Source organism: Mesorhizobium sp. M2E.F.Ca.ET.209.01.1.1 (assembly GCF_004010375.2).
GTDB lineage: Bacteria > Pseudomonadota > Alphaproteobacteria > Rhizobiales > Rhizobiaceae > Mesorhizobium.
Window position 1 is genome coordinate 54,419 of the sequence record NZ_SADP02000004.1, and the last position, 15,226, is coordinate 69,644.

The following is a 15,226-nucleotide window of genomic DNA, read 5'->3' on the forward strand; positions in this document are numbered from 1 at the left end:
GTCAGGCGGCCTCGTCGACCAGCATGGCGCCGGTCGGCAGCCGCCCCATGACGGAGACCGCTTCCGAGGTCGAGGCGACGTCGCGCATCGGCGTCGCGTTCAGCCTGGCGACGAGCAGGATCTCGTCGGCCATGGCGACCAGCGGCAGGACGTTGAGGTCATCGGCCAGGGCGCCGCCGTCGACGACGACGAGCTCGAAGCTGCGATTGGCCTCGGCCAGCATGCGGTGGGCGAAATAGAGCGCCTGCGCTTCCTGGAACACCGCCGCTGGCCGGCCCCGGCCGATGAGCGCGACGGAACTGCCGGGCGCATAGCGGCTGACCGCGTCGAGCGGATATTCGCCGCGCAGCACGTCGAGCACGCCGGGCTGCGGGTCCTTCTGGCCCTTGCCGGCATTGATGTCGATGAACAGCACGCGTCGTCCCCGGGCCGCCGCCGCGTTGGCGAGCTGCCACGCGACCCTCGAGCGCTGCGCCTTGTCCTCGGGCGGCGACGCCACGAGTATCGAGGGCACCAGCGGCCAGTCGGGCGGACGCCTTGTGGTGGCGGCGATGCGCTGCAGCGCCAGTCCGGCCACGGCGTCGGTCTTTTGCGCCACGCCGCCCGCGCGGCCGAAGCGGCGGCGTCCCCTGCCCGGCAGCACGCCCAGCACCGGCGCCTCGATGGCCGACTGCATCTGGTTGGCGGAAAGCACGGTCGGGGAAAGGTATTCGGCGATCAGCGCCATGCCGATGCCCAGCGCCAGCCCTCCGAAGACGGCGCCGAACACGAGCAGCCCCTTCGGCGGCCAGCTCTTCTTCAGCGCCGGCATGGCCTGCGAGATGATGCGGGCATTGGTGCTGTCGACATTGGTCTGCTCGCGCGTTTCCTGGGCGCGCTGCAGGTAGTTGGCATAGACGGTGCGCACGGCGTCGAGGTCGCGCTGCAATTCGCGCAGGCGCACCGAGGCCTGGTCGGTATCGAGCGATTTCGACTTGAGCGCCTGCACCTTGGCCTGCAGCGCCTGCTGGTTGGCCAGGGACCGCTCATAGTCGGTCTCCGCGGCGGTGACGATGCGGCCGAGCTCGCGCTGGATCAGCACGCGCAGGTCGCGCAGCTGCTGCTGGGCGGCGATCATCGAGGGATGGCGCGGTCCGAGCCCGGTGCCGAGCTGGGCGATCTGGTCGACCAGCGCCGCTTCCTGTGCCCTGAGGCTCGAAATCGTCGAGGAGCGCGTGGCTTCCGAGGTCGCGTCCGGCGCTCCGCCCTGCCTGCGCAACTGATCGACCTGCGCCTTGAGCTGCTGGGTGCGCGCCTGCGCGGCGGTCAGCTCGGCATTGAGCCCGGTCAGTTCCTGGTCGCTCACCAGATTGCCCTGGGCCATCACCATGTTGTGCTGCGAGCGGTAGGCCTCGACAGCGTTCTCGGCCTGCTCGACGCGCTTGCGCTGTTCGTCGAGCCGCGCCGTGATCGCCTCGGAGGCCTTGGCCGCCTTGTCCCTGCGCGCGTCGGCCTGGTCGGCAAGGTAGGCGGTGGCGATGGCGTTGGCGAGGTCCGACGCCTTCTGCGCGGTCTTGGCGGTGATGATGATGTTGAGCACCAGCACCTTGTCGTCGCGCTTTACCGCGAGGACACGGCGCAGCGAATCCAGCGTGGTCGCCGTCCTGTCGCTGTCATTGTCGCCGAAGAGCATGCCCATCCAGCGGCCGAGAACACCCTGCCCGTTGAAATCCGGATCCTCGGTGAGGTTCTCCGCCTTGATCGCGCGCAGCAGGACGCCGTTCGACTGCGCGACGCTGACCTGGCTCTCGACCTGGGTGATGCCGCCGTCGGGCGAGATGCGGCTCGGATTGACGTCGTTGGTGACGACCTGGAGGTCCTCGGGATCGACGATGATCTGCGCCGTCGAGGAGTAGAGCGCCGGCGTCAGCAAGGTGTAGACGAGCGTCGCGGCGGTAAGCAGCGCGGTGACGGCAAGGATCAGGAAGCGGCGCCGCAGCAGGATGCGGCCGAGATCACCAAGCTCGACCGTGGCAGCCGCTGGCGCCGGTGCGGGCGCGTAATAGGCCGGCGCCGGCGCAACCGCCTCCGAAGCGTTCTGCTGAGGCACCATGAGCAGGGGTGGTTGCAAAGGTCGCTCCGACAACGCTCCATCGGCCGGCAAGACGAGAAATGCGGCGTTGGCCTAGCTATTCCCGGCAACGATTAAAACACTGTTAATTATGTTCATAAATTGAGGCTGTCCTGGCACGAAGTTTGCACCAACACAGTAGAAATCTGGTGCAGCTGAAATTGGAGACATCGTGCGCATGCGGCGGGAACTAGACCCGGCGGGCCTGCCTGAAGGTTCCGGAGGCGAGTCGCCCGGGGACTGGCCATGCGCCTGAGCCTGCGCCTCAACGGCGATCGCGTGCGCGCTTTCCATGTCGCGCTGGCCGAACGGCTGTCGCTGCTGCCCGGCGTCGAGCTTTGCGTCGACGCGCGTCCGGCGGCGGGCGGCGTGCCGCGCGCGGCCGAGGCGCTGTTCCAGCTTGAAACGCTTATCCACCGGCTGCCCGCCAATGGGACGGCCAGGCGTGTGCCAATTTCGACGCTCGCCGGCCATGCGAGGGCGTCCGCGCCGGCCGATCTCACCATCGACCTCGTCGGCGATGCCGAGCCGCAAGGCGGGCAGGTCTGGCGGCTCGCCTATGACGGCGTATGCGGCGAGGAAGCCCTGCTGGCGCTCATCCTTGCCGGCCGCACGCCGCTCGCCCGGCTCGAGCAAAACGGCGCGACCATCGCCGAAGCGCGGCTCGGCACCGAATATCACGGCGTCGCGCTGGCGTCCTTCCAGGACATGCTGGCGCGCGCAGCCAGCCTGATCGTGGCGGCGGTGGCCGGCGCCGCGCGCTCGCACCTGCCTGTGCTGCCGGAACCGCCATCCGGCGCGTCGCCTCCGCCCATGCCATCGGCCACGAAGCTCGGCGTGCGGGCCGCCAAGGCGACAGTGCGGCGCATCGTCCAGCAGATCTATCATCTGTGCTACAACGCCCCGCACTGGCGGGTCGGCTGGCGCGAGACCCAAGGCAGGGACCTTTACGATCTGCGCGCCCATCCGCAATCGGGCTGGCGCGACCTGGCCGATGACGGCAGCCGCTTCTACGCCGACCCCTTCCCTGTGCTTTACCGCGGCCAGGTGACGCTGTTCGTCGAGGATTATATCCATAGCGCCGGCAAGGCGATCCTGTCGGCGGTGGCTTTCGGGCCGAACGGACCGGCCGGCACCCCGAAGCCGGTGCTGGAACTGCCCTACCACCTCTCCTACCCCTTCGTGTTCGAGCGCGACGGCCAGATGTGGATGGTGCCGGAAAGCGGCGCCAACCGCAGCGTCGACCTCTACCGCGCCACCGCCTTCCCGGGCGGCTGGGTGAAGGAGGCGACGTTGGTCTCCGATATCGTCGCCAGCGACGCCACGCTTGTCGAGCATGGCGGACGTTGGTGGATGTTCGCCACGGTGCGTGACGGCGGCGGCGCCTTCTCGGACCAGCTGCATCTGTGGTCGGCGCCGGATTTCCGCGGGCCGTGGACGTCGCATCCGAAGAACCCGCTGCTGATCGACATCGCCTCGGCGCGGCCGGCGGGCCGCATGGTGAGCCGCGGCGACCAGCTTCTGCGTCCGGTGCAGGACTGCCGCAGGAGCTATGGCGCCGCGCTTGGCATCGCACGCGTCACACAGCTCGACGATAACGGCTTCGAACAGGTCGTCGAGACGATCCTCAACCCGGGCGCCGGCTGGGCCGGCCGCAAGCTGCATACGCTCAACGAAGCGGGCGGACTGGAATTCATAGATGGTTCGGCAATGGCACCGCGCTGGAAGACCCAGCGGCGGAAGAGCATGCCCACGGGCCGTGGAGACAAGCAATGAGCACCACCGAGAATCGCGAAACGCCCGCAGCCCCGCCCGGCCGGACCGAGGTGGAAGTGGCGATCGTCGGCGCCGGGCTGGCCGGAACCGTTCTGGCGACAACGCTCGCCAAAGCAGGCCGCAAGGTGGCGCTGATCGATCCGCATCGTGTCCACCATGACGAATTCCGGGCCGAGAAAACCCGCGCCGAACAGATGGGGCTGTTCGAGAAACTCGGGCTCGGGCCGGTTTTCAGGTCGATCTCCACGCCGATGACCGATCTCCATGTCTTCCGCTTCGGCCGATTGTTCGAGCGCAAGCAGACCTTTGAATACGCCTTTTCCTACACGCCGCTGGTCAACGGCCTGCGCGCGGCGCTGCCTCCAGAAGTGCCGCTGACGGTGGGCAAGGTCGCCGACGTGTCGACCGGGCCGGACCGGCAGCGCCTGGTGCTCACCGACGGCTCCGTCATCGATGCGCGACTGCTGGTGGTGGCCACCGGCTACAGCGAGGCAGTGCGGCGCGCCATCGGCGTCGAGCGCATCGAGGAATCCAAGGCGCATTCGCTGTCGATGGGATTCGATTTCGCGATCTCGCCGCAGGAATTCGGTCTGCAGTCCCTCACCTTCTACGCAAGGCGGATCGCCGATCGCATTGCCTTTCTTACCATCTTCCGGATCGGCGAGCGGCTGCGGGCGAACATGTTCGTCTATCGGACCGTCGCCGATCCGTGGGTGCGGGCGTTCCGCGAGAACCCGCAACAGATGCTGCTGGACCTGATGCCGGAGATTGCCCAGCGATGCGGCAATTTCGCCGTCGCCAGCGAGGTCGAGGTGCGGCAGGTCAGCCTGACGACGACACGGGGCCATCGTCGCGACGGCGTGGTCTTCATCGGCGATGCGTTCGCCACGACCTGCCCTGCGCAAGGCGACGGCATCCACCGGGTGCTCACCGATGTCGACTGCCTCGCCACGACGCATATCCCTGCCTGGCTCGAAACGCCCGGCATGGCGGCTGATAAGATCACCGCTTTCTACGACGATCCGGTCAAGGTCGCCGCCGATGAAAGAGCCATGCGCGCCAGCATCTATGCCAGGCGCATCACCACCGAGACGGGACTGGAATGGCGCCTGCGCCGCCTGCGCAACAACACCGCGCGGCGCCTGATGATCTTCGCCCGCCGGTTCCGGGAGGTGGGAAATCCGAGCGGCGCCGCACTTGGCGTAACAGGAGCTGCTTTCGACCACACCGACAAGGCGGCGCAGGAATTACACGCCGGGCCGCGCCTGGGAGCATAACCGTAAGCTTACGAATCCGTAAGTCGCGCGTCGCGGCGAAGCCCGTTTAGCTTCACGATTGAGCAGTGTCTCCTGCTCGGCGGGACAGCGTCGCATCAATGGCCCGCTGCCGCCCCTATCGGTTCGGCAGCGGGCTATCGGGTACACAGGATCGTTTCAGCCGCCCATGATATCCGCTTGAACGCCCCGAAAGAGCACCGACAGGATCCGCGCCTTCCGCGCACGGGGATTGGCCTCGCACCGCGCCTCGCCCTATCTTCGGATCGAGACAAGGACAACGACCATGACCAGCATCCGGGCGATGACGAGGAGCGATCTTGCCGACGTGTCGCGGCTTCTCGGCCAATCCTGGCGGCGGACCTACGCGCCGATCATGGGCGACGAGACCGTGGCCCGGCTTTCCGACGAGAAACATGCGCCGGAGAAGCTTGCGGAAGAACTGGAGGACGAGGACAAGATGTCCTTCGTCGCCGAACGCGCCGACGGCTCGATCGCCGGCTATGCGATGGCGGCGATGGACGCCAAAGGCGACGTCACGCTGGAGCGGCTGCATATCGAGCCACAGGCGTTCGGCAGCGGGCTTGCGGTCGACCTTTTGCATGCCGTGCTTGCCGCGCATGCCGGCATCCCCTCGATCGCGCTGGAGGTGATCGAGGGCAACGACCGCGCGATCGCCTTCTACCGCAAGCACGGCTTCGAGGTGGTCGAGCGCCGCGAAGCAGCGCACGGCGTCGGTGGGCATGCGTCGCTGATCATGCGGCGCATGCTGCCGATGGCTTAGAGGCTTTGTTTTTTGCCAGAATTCCAGGGCGGAAAACCCCTCACACTTTTCCTGGAATTGCTCTTGATCAGGCAGCGGCGTGCATGCGCAGCGCTTGCATAACGCTTGCCTCGAACGCGCCTGGCGCCCTGCCTGCCTCGGCCAGTTGCGCCGCATCCCAGCTCCGGCTCAGGCTGCCATCGGCCATTAGCACCGCGCGATTGCAAAGCGCCGGCACCGCCTCCACCACATGGGTCGAGACGATCACTGCGTGACGGCCGCTCGCGCAGAGCGCGGTGATCGCGCGTTTCACCTCCCAGGCGGCGACCGGATCGAGGCCGTTCAGCGTCTCGTCGAAAATCAGCAGCGGCGGCCGGCCGAGAAACGCAGCAACGATCGCGACCTTGGCTCGCGTGCCGAGCGAATATTCGGCGATCGGACGGTCCATCCAGCGGCCGAGTTCGAGCCGCTCCAGGAGGTCGCCGCCCGGCAGATCGGCACTTGGCAGGTCGTTTGGCGCGCAGCCGCGGATCGAGGCAACGAGCTCGATATATTGGCGTCCCGAAAGTGGCGCCGGCAACTCATGCGGCTCGATGGCGAGGCCGAAGCGGGCCTTGGCACGCTCCGGCGCGGCGGCGAGGTCAACGCCGTCGACCGTCACGCTGCCGCTGAGCAACGGGATCTGGCCGGTGATCGCCCTGATGAGCGTCGACTTGCCCGAACCGTTGGCGCCGAGCAGGCCGAGTATGTCGCCCCGGCGGAGCGAAAGATCAATGCCGCGTATCACAGCGCGCCCGCGATAGCCGGCGCTGAGCCCGCTGACGGCCAGGACTTCATCCATTGCGATACCTCTGTCGGGTTCGGTGCCACAGGAAGAACACCAGCGCAGCCAGGCCGATCAGCACGGTGCGGCCATATTCGAGCGTTTCATAGCCGGCATAGGCGAGCGCGCTGGCGAAGCTCAGCATGGCGACGAAGGGCGCGTTCAGGAAATAGGCGCCGAACACCGCATAGGCGCCGTTCAGCACCAGCAGCCAGAGCCCACCTGCCACCGGCACGGCCCATGCCGACGGCTCGGCCGCGAGCGCCGCGCCGGCTGGCAGCAGGAAGAAGGCGAGCGACAATTGCAGCGGCAGTTGCACCAGCCGCAGCCAAACGCGGGTGAAGCCGATGGGCGCCGTGCGCAGCACCGGCGAGCCGACCGGCTGGCAGCGCAGGCTGAGCATGAAGACGAGAATGCCGCCCGCCAGGCCCGCGACCGCCGCCGGCCCGGCCGTGCCGCTGGCAAGGCTTGCCCATGCGCCAAGGATGGCCGCGACCGCAAGCATGAGGCTGGCGGCGGCCAGCTTCCATGACGGCCGCAAATGGCCACCCGGCAGTTTCCAGGCCCAGCTCGAAAGCCAGCGCGGACGCGCTCGGTCGAGACGGCCGAGCCACGGCCTCCCGACCGGCGCCGCCTCGCCTGCCGCCTCATCCAGGAGAAGGCGTGGCCGCCGCAAGCGCCAGAGGGCGGCCGTGCCGAAGCCCAAGGCAAACAGGATCGCCGCGCCCAGGCCCCAGGCCACCGGCAACGGCTTGCCGATGACGGCGCAGGCGACGCCTGCCGAAACGACAACCAAGACGCCCAGCGGCGCGAAGATCGCCAGCGTCGCCCTGCCTGCCATGCGGCGGCGCTCTCCGGGTGTTAGCGGCAGCGCCTTGAGGAAGGATGCGAAAGCCCGTTGAAGACAAAGCGCGGACACCGCATTGCCCGCGAACACGCCGAGCGCCGCCAGCGCAAGCGGCAGGTCGAGGGACCACGGAAGCTGGTCGTGGCGCAGCCTCGCCGCTGCGGCATGCAGGGCAAGCACGATATCGGCGATCGCATAGGCCAGCAGCGCGCCGCCGCCGAGCCCGATCCAGGCGAGATCGCGGCGCCGCATCGCCCGCAGGCCGGCAACCAGCTCGCGCCGGAGCAGTATCAGGACAAGCCCGTCGTGCCGCATTGGTTGGTCATCTTCGTTCCGACACGGGAATAGGTCACGGCAATTGTGCCGCGAGTGGGGCGATGGCTCACCCGGCCGGCTTCGCGTTGACGTTCTTCATGGCTGCAAGCAGATAGTCCTGCACCGTTGCCTGAAGGTTGGTCGTGGCGGTGCGCACCGCGGCCATCGCCTGCCTGACCGCCGCCTCGTCGAAAGGCTGCGCCTGCTCGGCCGCCGCCAGGTCGGCGCGCGCCGCGCGCAGCTGCCGCAGGGCTTCGAATGTGCGGGCGCGGTTGTCGCGCATGACCGCGCGGAACTCCTTGCGCACCTCAGGCGAATAGGCGCCCGCGACCTCGGCCAGCAGCCCGCGCGCGGCGACCGCTTGGCGCAGGCCATGCGCGGCATAGCCGATGAAGAAGAAGTTTAGCGCCAGCGAAAGGGCAAGCACAACCAGTACCGCAGCCCAGATCCATGAACGACCGGTCATAGCGCGTCCCCCTCGCCCGCATCGCCCGCGATCGCCGGTCCGCCGTCATCGGGAAGCCTGGCGCCCGCGGCGAGCGCCAGAAGCTCGGAATCCTGGGACTGGTCCTGAAGGCGCGCAACCTGGTAACCGGCGATTGTCGCGGTGATAAGCAGGGCCGCGGCGCTAGCGGCGAGGCCAGTCGGCGCGACGAGAAAGCGCGGCAGCAGCGAAGGACGCGGCGCGCGGCGATCGATACGCGCCATCACCTTGCGCGCCAGCGCGCCGTCGTCGCCCTCGACCAGCGCGGCCTGCCGCACGAGCCTGTCGAGCGCGTCGTCGCTTTCACGTGCCATGAACGCGCGGGCCGGCTCTCTCAAGGGCGCCGGCCAGGCATCGATGTCGTCGCCGAAACGGCGCCGGTTCTTGTCGAATTCCTCGCGTGTCATGAGGACTTCCTTTCGCGGCTCCCGGCCGCATCTGCCAAATGATCCCTGAGCGCACGGCGACCGCGCACGAGCAACTGTTCGACCGAGCCCGCGCTGGCGCCCATCACCTCGGCGATCGCACCGATGTCAAGCTCGCCCACCGCCCGCAAAAGCAGCGCCATCCGCTGGCGCTCCGGCAGGCGCGACAGGCCATCGCGCACGATCGCCAGCTCCTGCCGCGCCGCCGTCGCGGTCTCGGCATTCGCTTCCGGCGCGGCCGGCTCCTCCGCGATGTCGTCCAGGCCGAAGAAATTGCGCAGCCCGCGGCGCCGGCGCTGGTCGATGCAGCGGTTGGCCGTGATTCGGTAGAGCCATGTCGAGGCGCGCGCCCTGCCGGGATCGAAGCGCGCGGCCTGTTTCCAGACGGTCACGAACACCTCCTGCACCACGTCCTCGGCATCGGCGGCATGGCCGAGATAGCGCGCGGCGAATGTGCGCAGCCCACGGCCGTGGCGGGCCATGAGCGTGGACAAAGCCGCCTGGCTGCCTCCGGCGATGCGGGCCAGAAGCTCCTCGTCGCCATCGGCGCCTTCATCCCGCACGGCGGCGGGCACCGATCGGCGAGCCTCCGGCGACGAGGGAGAAATCCGCGACGATCCGGCTCGGGAGAAAAGCGAATTCCGACGTCAAGTCCACCACCAGATGTCAGCGGCGCCAACGGCGAAAGCCGTGAACCGTGTTGCCGTTCGGGCCCGTGAAGCTGCCGACGGAACGGCCGCGAAACGGTCCGGCCGCGCTGTAACGCTGACCTGAAACGGTCTTGCCGTTCGGCCCGGTGGCAGAATAGCTCCTGGAGCAGCGGTCAACAACGCCGGCCTTGCAGGTTGAATTCGACGTGTAGGTGCCGCCGTTCGGCCCGGTCCGCGTGGTCGAGCCTGTGTAGATATTGCCGTCGCGGTCGATGCTGCGGCTCAGTTCGCCGCCATGCACCGTCTTGCGCGTCCACTCCTCGGCCGATGCCGGGGAAGCGGCCGACCAGACGACCATAGCGCCGAAGCAAAGCAGCGGAAGTTTGAGTCTTGAAAGCATAGTCATTTTCCTTTCTGGCAGGCAGGTTGGTCAATTGGCGTGAGCAGCCACGATCTTGCGGATGGCCGCGATCTCGTCGGCGGAGAGCCTGCCGTCGCCATTGCGGTCGGCGAGATCGAAGAGCGGCGTGCTTGCCTGGAACTCGTTCTCGGTGACCTTGCCGTCGCCGTTCCTGTCCATGCGCCGCCAGCGAGTGCCGAGGCGGGCCTCGGTTGCCTGGGCGCGGTCCTCGATGGCCTGGCGGGCGGTTTCGATCTCCTTCTCGTCAATGGCGCCGTCGCCATTGCGGTCGAGCCTCTTGAAGAGGCGTTCGCGGGCGGCGAGCATCTCGTCCTTCGAGATCGCGCCGTCGCCATTGGTGTCGAGGCGCTGCAGGATGCGCTGGCCGGGCATGTCCTGCGCCACGGCGGCGCAGACCGGAGCGAGCCCGAGAAGCAGGCCCGCAAGGATTGCTGAGCGTTTCATGGTTGGTCCTTTCGACTGTCACGTCGCGGGGGGCGACTGTCGGCCAATACGCAGCCCGGCCCGTGCTCCTACGCCCGGCGGCAAGAATTTTTCGCGGGCCGCCACGGCGTCGGGCGTCGCGAGCATCTCTGTCCCGAAAATTCGCGGGCGGCGCGTAGGAGCGGCCGAACTCCCGCGTAGGAGACGCTGCAAGGACGGTCCGCGGCGGGTCGTCGATTTCAGCGGAGACCCAGATGACCAAGATCGTGATCGCCCTCGCCGGGCTGCTTTTGTGCGGCTGCAGCGCGTTCGCCGCCGACACCGGCGCCCGGGAAGCGTTCCGGCGCATCGACACCAATGGCGACCGAAAGCTCGAATTCAGCGAGATCCAGGCAGCGCGGGCGCGGATGTTCGACCGGCTGGACGCCAACCACAACGGCGTGCTCGACCCCGAGGAGGTGCAGGCGGCCGTGGCGCAGGTTAAGGCGAAGCGCGACATCCAGGCCGCGCGTTTCGCAGGGCTGCAGGCCGAGGCGAGCCGCATGGACCGCAACGGCGACGGCAGGATCTCGCGCGACGAATTCACGGCCGCCATTCCCGACCGGCTGCTGCAGGCGGACACCGATGGCGACGGCGCGCTTTCGATTTCCGAATTGCGGGCGCTGAAGCGCCCGTGATCCCCAGGACACGAGACAAAGGAGAGAGAGATGAAATGGATATCGACGGCCTTATGCGGCCTGGTGCTCGGCGTATCGATGCTGGCCTCGCCGGCCGAAGCCGTCCCGATCATGCCCGCCCCGGGCCAGGCATTCGTGACCAGCCAGGCGACGCCCATCTGGTACCGGCGCGGCTTCTACGTCGTCGGCGGCGCCCACTACTACAACGGCTTCAGGGGCTATTGGCGCATGCGGCCCGGCTACCGCTACTACAATGGCTACTGGTTCCCGGCCGCCGCCTTCGCGGCCGGCGTGGCGGCCGCCACGGTCGCGCCACCCCCGCCCCCCGCGGCGCGCCTGGCGGCCGCCCATGTGCGCTGGTGCTATGACCGCTACCGCTCCTACCGCGCCTGGGACAACAGCTACCAGCCTTATGACGGTCCTCGCCAGCAGTGCTGGTCGCCGTATGGTTGAGCCGGGCGCGGCGTGGGCTGTGGATGCATGAAAAAGCGCGTCGCGCCGAAACAAGTTCGGGCGACGCGTTGAAGGCCTTTGTCCAAACGTCGGTGTGGGTGGTTCCGCCGGGTCCCCGTGGAGTCGGCGGAACCACCCGCCCGCCTTGTGTCCTTCCCAAGACGTGCCGACTATACGGCGCCGTCTCGCGGTTTCCTTGACCTGGATCAAGCGCCGCCGGCCCAGCGCTGGACGTGTCCTGTCCCCGCCCTATAATTTCGCGAGCGCTGATCTTTCCCGGGAGACAAGGACTTATGAGCCTCGGCAGACACAAACTCGGCAGCCAGGGGCTCGAAGTCTCGGCCATCGGCCTTGGCTGCATGGGCATGAGCCAGTCCTACGGCCCGGCCGACGAACAGGAATCGATCGCGACGATCCACCGGGCGATCGAGGTCGGCTGCACCTTTCTCGACACGGCCGAGGTCTATGGGCCTTTCGTCAACGAGGAATTGCTTGGACGCGCGCTGCAAGGCCGGCGCGACAAGGTGACGATCGCGACCAAGTTCGGCTTCCGCATCGTCGACGGCAAGCAGTCCGGCACCGACAGCCGGCCCGAACACATCCGCGAGGTGGTCGACGCTTCGCTGAAACGGCTCGCCACCGACCGCATCGACCTGCTTTACCAGCACCGCGTCGATCCCGCCGTGCCGATGGAGGATGTCGCCGGCACGGTCGGCGAGCTGGTGGCCGAGGGCAAGGTGCGCTTCTTCGGCCTGTCGGAAGCGGGCATTGCCAACATCCGCCGCGCCCATGCCGTGCATCCGGTTACGGCGCTGCAGAGCGAATATTCGCTGTGGGAGCGCAACCTCGAGCCCGAGATCATCCCTGCGCTGAAGGAGCTGGGCATCGGCCTGGTGCCGTTCGCGCCGCTCGGCCGCGGCTTCCTTGCCGGCGACGTCAAGCGCGCCGAAGACTATCCCGAAGGCGATTTCCGCCGCGGCGACCCGCGCTACCAGGGCGAGAATTTCGACTTGAATGTCGCCGCGGCAAGCACGGTGCGCGACATCGCCGACGCCAAGGGCGTGAAGCCTGGCCAGATCGCGATCGCCTGGCTGCTCGCCAAGGGGCCGGACTTCGGCATCGACATCGTGCCGATCCCCGGCACCAAGCGGCGGAGCTATCTGGAGGAAAATGTCGCGGCGGCGGACATCACGCTCGATGCGACCGAGATGCTGGGGCTCGACATGGCGCTGACGCCCGACAAGGTGTCCGGGCCAAGGTACAACGAGCGCACGATGTCGCTGGTGGACCGGTAGGGGCGGTTCTGAACGCCCCTACTTATTCTTGCAATCCGCCCTCGCCTCCATCGCTTTCCTCGCCTCGCCCTCGCTGGCGTATGTCTTCTTGTCGAGATCGACGACGAGCGTGCCATCCGGCTTCTTCGGCACGATCTCGCACTGCTTCGAGACCGCATCCCTGGCGACCCAATATTTCTCGGCTGCCATGGCGGGCAGGCTGACGATACCAGTGGCGAGGATTGCGATGGCGAGGGTGCGGACCATAGCGGACCTCCATGGCTCTGGTTGGAGCGCTGCGGCGGGCGCCGGATTGAGGCGACGCCGACATGCCGCTATTGGGAAACGCCCTGCCCGCCGCCGTGTTCCGGCGGCTCAGCCGCCCGAATGCGGATCGATGCTGTAGGGATGCACCGGATAGCCGGGCCCGATCGCCTCGCCTACCCTCTCCACCCAGGCTTCGACCGCCGGATAATCGGCGAACGAGAAGCCGCAATCCTCGGCGCGGTGGCCGTAGGCATAGACGGCGATGTCGGCGATGGTGAGCGTATCGCCGACCAGGAAAGGCGTGTTCCGAAGACTGCGCTCCAGTGCGCCAAGCGCCCGCGCGGCCGCCTCGCGCTTGCCGGCAACCAGCGCCTGGTTGCGCTCCAGCCGGCCGGTCAGCGTCCAGAAGCGCAACGAGCCGATGACCGGCTCGACGTAGTACTGCTCGAAGAACAGCCACTGCATCACCTTGGCGCGGGCAAGCCGGTCCGCCGGAAGATAGGGCGTACCCTCGGCGACAAGAGTGAGGATCGCGTTGGACTCGGCAATCGCCTGGCCATTCTCCACGGCAAGCACCGGAACGGCGCCCGCCGGGTTCAGCTTCAGGAAGGCCTCGGTGCGGCTCTCGCCCTCGAAGATCGAGACGATGCGGGTTTCGTAAGTGATGCCGAGTAGGCCGAGCAGGACGCGGACTTTCCAGGCGTTTTGCGACGGGAGATAATCGTAGAGCGTGAGCATGGCGCGGATCCCCTGGTGTAATGGGCATGGCTTCGCATGGGGTGGTGGGATGCGCCACCCGATTCAAGCATTCACGGCGCCAAAGGGGCGAAGGTCTGCGCGACGCACCGCCCAAAGTCAGCGCGAGGCACCCCCCTCTGGCCTGCCGGCCATCTCCCCCGCAAGGGGGGAGATCAGATGTCGCGCCGGCCTTCGCCGATCGCCAACGTAGGGAAGACGAGAGCCGGCGTGCGAGCGGCCAGCGCGGTCCCTGCGATTGTCAGCCCTTCGCCGCAATATCCCTCGCCACCGCCTGCGCCTCGATGCCGATCTCGCGCAGCAGGCCGGTGACGGGGTTGTGGAAGCCGACGAGATAGACGCCCAACTCGCTTGCCCGCGCGTTCACGCCGCTCTTGTCCGGCCTGAGCTCCGCCGGCAGGAAGGCGTCATAAGCAGGACGATAGCCTGTGGCGAAAATCGCAGCGTCGAATTTCTTCTCCACGCCATCGACAAATTTCACGCCGGCTCCGGCGAAGCTTGCGATGTCCGGCGCAATCCCGATCCTTCCCGCCTTGATCGCCGCCACCGTGCCGACATCGATCACCGGGATGCGGCCGGCATCGATGCCTTGCAGGATGCCTTGCTTTGGCCGCACGATGCCATATTTTTCGAGCCGGCCCAGTGCCAGGTCGAGAATCTTCGGGAACATCCAGTCATTGACCGACCGCGGCATTGTCCGGCTCGCGATGCCCACCATCTGGATGGGCACACCGAAGAGCTGGCGCGGCACGATGTGGACGCCCTTGCGCACCGAGATGGTCGGGCGGGCGCCGCTTTCGGCGAGATCGAGCGCGATCTCCGCGCCGGTATTGCCCATGCCGACGATCAGCACGTCCTTGCCAACATAGGGGGCCGCTTCGGTGTAGGCGGCGCTGTGCAGCACCTTGCCCTTGAAATCCTCGATACCCGGGAAATCCGGCATGATCGGCTGGGCGTTGTTGCCGGTGGCGACAACGATCCTGAGGGCGCTGAACAGCCCGGCATCGGTCTGCACCAGCAGGCGATCGCCCTCGCGGCGGATGGATTTGACCGTGACGCCGAAGCGCGGCTCAAGGCGGAAGCGCTCGGCATAGGCATCGAGATAGGCCACCACTTTTTCGCGCGGAACGTAGCGCGGATGGCTCTTCGGGAACGGCACGAAAGGCAGGGAGGAGAAGGATTTCACCGTGTGCAGATGCAGCCGCCGGTAATGCCGGCGCCAGGAGGGCGCAACCTCGCCGGCCTTTTCGAGGATCACGAAATCGACGCCCGCCTGTTTGAGGCAGGCCGCGACGGCGAGCCCGGCAGGGCCGGCGCCGACAATGACGACACTGGTCTCCAAACGCCTTTTTCCTCCCGCCAAAGCGGCAAAAGCTATGACGGGAGGGGTTGGAGGGGCAAGTAGGGAGAAGCACCTATGCTTGACAGCGTGGGGCGGAACGGAGCGCCGGCGCCTTATATTCCCCCCAGGCGGTTCGACCGAACGCG

17 protein-coding genes are annotated in these 15,226 nt (G+C 67.5%); 6 read left to right on the forward strand and 11 right to left on the reverse strand.

The features are described from left to right. Position 1 precedes the first annotated feature (1 nt). Entirely contained in the window at positions 2-2,110 is a 2,109-nt protein-coding gene (locus EN852_RS09205; RefSeq protein WP_127875279.1) for a Wzz/FepE/Etk N-terminal domain-containing protein, read from the reverse strand. 246 nt (positions 2,111-2,356) lie between these two features. On the opposite strand from EN852_RS09205, the gene EN852_RS09210 reads away from it, so the two are divergent. From EN852_RS09210 to EN852_RS09220, 3 genes are all read left to right on the forward strand, one after another. Next, positions 2,357-3,886, forward strand: a complete 1,530-nt coding sequence (locus tag EN852_RS09210) for a formyl transferase (RefSeq protein WP_127875278.1) — start codon at positions 2,357-2,359, stop codon at positions 3,884-3,886. Then, complete coding sequence (locus EN852_RS09215; protein ID WP_127875277.1) at positions 3,883-5,163, forward strand: NAD(P)/FAD-dependent oxidoreductase; 1,281 nt, start codon at positions 3,883-3,885, stop codon at positions 5,161-5,163. Before EN852_RS09210 ends, EN852_RS09215 begins: the two co-directional genes overlap by 4 nt. 283 nt (positions 5,164-5,446) lie before the next feature. Further along, positions 5,447-5,944: an N-acetyltransferase gene (locus EN852_RS09220; RefSeq protein ID WP_127875276.1), complete on the forward strand. Its 498-nt coding sequence runs from the start codon at positions 5,447-5,449 to the stop codon at positions 5,942-5,944. A gap of 67 nt (positions 5,945-6,011) precedes the next feature. On the opposite strand, the gene EN852_RS09225 is transcribed toward EN852_RS09220, so the two are convergent. From EN852_RS09225 to EN852_RS09255, 7 genes are all read right to left on the reverse strand, one after another. After that, on the reverse strand, positions 6,012-6,764 hold the full coding sequence (locus tag EN852_RS09225) for an ABC transporter ATP-binding protein (protein WP_127875275.1): 753 nt from the start codon (positions 6,762-6,764) through the stop codon (positions 6,012-6,014). Further along, a complete protein-coding gene (locus tag EN852_RS09230) occupies positions 6,757-7,908 on the reverse strand; it encodes a hypothetical protein (RefSeq protein ID WP_127875274.1) in 1,152 nt (383 codons plus the stop codon). The genes EN852_RS09225 and EN852_RS09230 overlap by 8 nt, the downstream gene beginning before the upstream one ends. A 67-nt stretch (positions 7,909-7,975) precedes the next feature. Beyond that, entirely contained in the window at positions 7,976-8,374 is a 399-nt protein-coding gene (locus EN852_RS09235) for a periplasmic heavy metal sensor (protein WP_127875273.1), read from the reverse strand. After that, complete coding sequence (locus tag EN852_RS09240) at positions 8,371-8,799, reverse strand: hypothetical protein (RefSeq protein WP_127875272.1); 429 nt, start codon at positions 8,797-8,799, stop codon at positions 8,371-8,373. The genes EN852_RS09235 and EN852_RS09240 overlap by 4 nt, the downstream gene beginning before the upstream one ends. Beyond that, on the reverse strand, positions 8,796-9,392 hold the full coding sequence (locus EN852_RS09245; protein ID WP_127875271.1) for a sigma-70 family RNA polymerase sigma factor: 597 nt from the start codon (positions 9,390-9,392) through the stop codon (positions 8,796-8,798). Before EN852_RS09245 ends, EN852_RS09240 begins: the two co-directional genes overlap by 4 nt. Before the next feature lie 91 nt (positions 9,393-9,483). Beyond that, positions 9,484-9,867: a hypothetical protein gene (locus tag EN852_RS09250; RefSeq protein ID WP_127875270.1), complete on the reverse strand. Its 384-nt coding sequence runs from the start codon at positions 9,865-9,867 to the stop codon at positions 9,484-9,486. A 30-nt stretch (positions 9,868-9,897) separates the two neighbouring features. Further along, a complete protein-coding gene (locus EN852_RS09255) occupies positions 9,898-10,332 on the reverse strand; it encodes an EF-hand domain-containing protein (protein WP_127875269.1) in 435 nt (144 codons plus the stop codon). A 233-nt stretch (positions 10,333-10,565) separates the two neighbouring features. On the opposite strand from EN852_RS09255, the gene EN852_RS09260 reads away from it, so the two are divergent. The 3 genes from EN852_RS09260 to EN852_RS09270 all read left to right on the forward strand — a co-directional run bounded on the left by EN852_RS09260 (position 10,566) and on the right by EN852_RS09270 (position 12,736). Next, entirely contained in the window at positions 10,566-10,988 is a 423-nt protein-coding gene (locus EN852_RS09260) for an EF-hand domain-containing protein (RefSeq protein ID WP_127875268.1), read from the forward strand. 30 nt (positions 10,989-11,018) lie between these two features. Next, positions 11,019-11,441: a BA14K family protein gene (locus EN852_RS09265; protein ID WP_127875267.1), complete on the forward strand. Its 423-nt coding sequence runs from the start codon at positions 11,019-11,021 to the stop codon at positions 11,439-11,441. A gap of 293 nt (positions 11,442-11,734) precedes the next feature. Continuing rightward, positions 11,735-12,736: an aldo/keto reductase gene (locus EN852_RS09270; protein ID WP_127875266.1), complete on the forward strand. Its 1,002-nt coding sequence runs from the start codon at positions 11,735-11,737 to the stop codon at positions 12,734-12,736. 18 nt (positions 12,737-12,754) lie between these two features. On the opposite strand, the gene EN852_RS09275 is transcribed toward EN852_RS09270, so the two are convergent. The 3 genes from EN852_RS09275 to EN852_RS09290 all read right to left on the reverse strand — a co-directional run bounded on the left by EN852_RS09275 (position 12,755) and on the right by EN852_RS09290 (position 15,080). Next, a complete protein-coding gene (locus EN852_RS09275; protein ID WP_127865261.1) occupies positions 12,755-12,982 on the reverse strand; it encodes a hypothetical protein in 228 nt (75 codons plus the stop codon). A 108-nt stretch (positions 12,983-13,090) separates the two neighbouring features. Continuing rightward, positions 13,091-13,720 (reverse strand): glutathione S-transferase family protein, encoded by a 630-nt coding sequence (locus EN852_RS09280; RefSeq protein ID WP_127875265.1) that lies wholly within the window; start codon positions 13,718-13,720, stop codon positions 13,091-13,093. A 259-nt stretch (positions 13,721-13,979) separates the two neighbouring features. After that, entirely contained in the window at positions 13,980-15,080 is a 1,101-nt protein-coding gene (locus EN852_RS09290) for an NAD(P)/FAD-dependent oxidoreductase (protein ID WP_127875263.1), read from the reverse strand. Between the last annotated feature and the right edge of the window lie 146 nt (positions 15,081-15,226).

Coding starts and splice junctions, on each gene's coding strand:
- EN852_RS09255 (WP_127875269.1), bottom strand. CDS start 10,332: ATGAAACGCTCAGCAATCCTTGCGGGCCTGCTTCTCGGGCTCGCTCCG.
- EN852_RS09270 (WP_127875266.1), top strand. CDS start 11,735: ATGAGCCTCGGCAGACACAAACTCGGCAGCCAGGGGCTCGAAGTCTCG.
- EN852_RS09230 (WP_127875274.1), bottom strand. CDS start 7,908: ATGCGGCACGACGGGCTTGTCCTGATACTGCTCCGGCGCGAGCTGGTT.
- EN852_RS09225 (WP_127875275.1), bottom strand. CDS start 6,764: ATGGATGAAGTCCTGGCCGTCAGCGGGCTCAGCGCCGGCTATCGCGGG.
- EN852_RS09260 (WP_127875268.1), top strand. CDS start 10,566: ATGACCAAGATCGTGATCGCCCTCGCCGGGCTGCTTTTGTGCGGCTGC.
- EN852_RS09210 (WP_127875278.1), top strand. CDS start 2,357: ATGCGCCTGAGCCTGCGCCTCAACGGCGATCGCGTGCGCGCTTTCCAT.
- EN852_RS09240 (WP_127875272.1), bottom strand. CDS start 8,799: ATGACACGCGAGGAATTCGACAAGAACCGGCGCCGTTTCGGCGACGAC.
- EN852_RS09235 (WP_127875273.1), bottom strand. CDS start 8,374: ATGACCGGTCGTTCATGGATCTGGGCTGCGGTACTGGTTGTGCTTGCC.
- EN852_RS09215 (WP_127875277.1), top strand. CDS start 3,883: ATGAGCACCACCGAGAATCGCGAAACGCCCGCAGCCCCGCCCGGCCGG.
- EN852_RS09250 (WP_127875270.1), bottom strand. CDS start 9,867: ATGCTTTCAAGACTCAAACTTCCGCTGCTTTGCTTCGGCGCTATGGTC.
- EN852_RS09280 (WP_127875265.1), bottom strand. CDS start 13,720: ATGCTCACGCTCTACGATTATCTCCCGTCGCAAAACGCCTGGAAAGTC.
- EN852_RS09220 (WP_127875276.1), top strand. CDS start 5,447: ATGACCAGCATCCGGGCGATGACGAGGAGCGATCTTGCCGACGTGTCG.
- EN852_RS09275 (WP_127865261.1), bottom strand. CDS start 12,982: ATGGTCCGCACCCTCGCCATCGCAATCCTCGCCACTGGTATCGTCAGC.
- EN852_RS09265 (WP_127875267.1), top strand. CDS start 11,019: ATGAAATGGATATCGACGGCCTTATGCGGCCTGGTGCTCGGCGTATCG.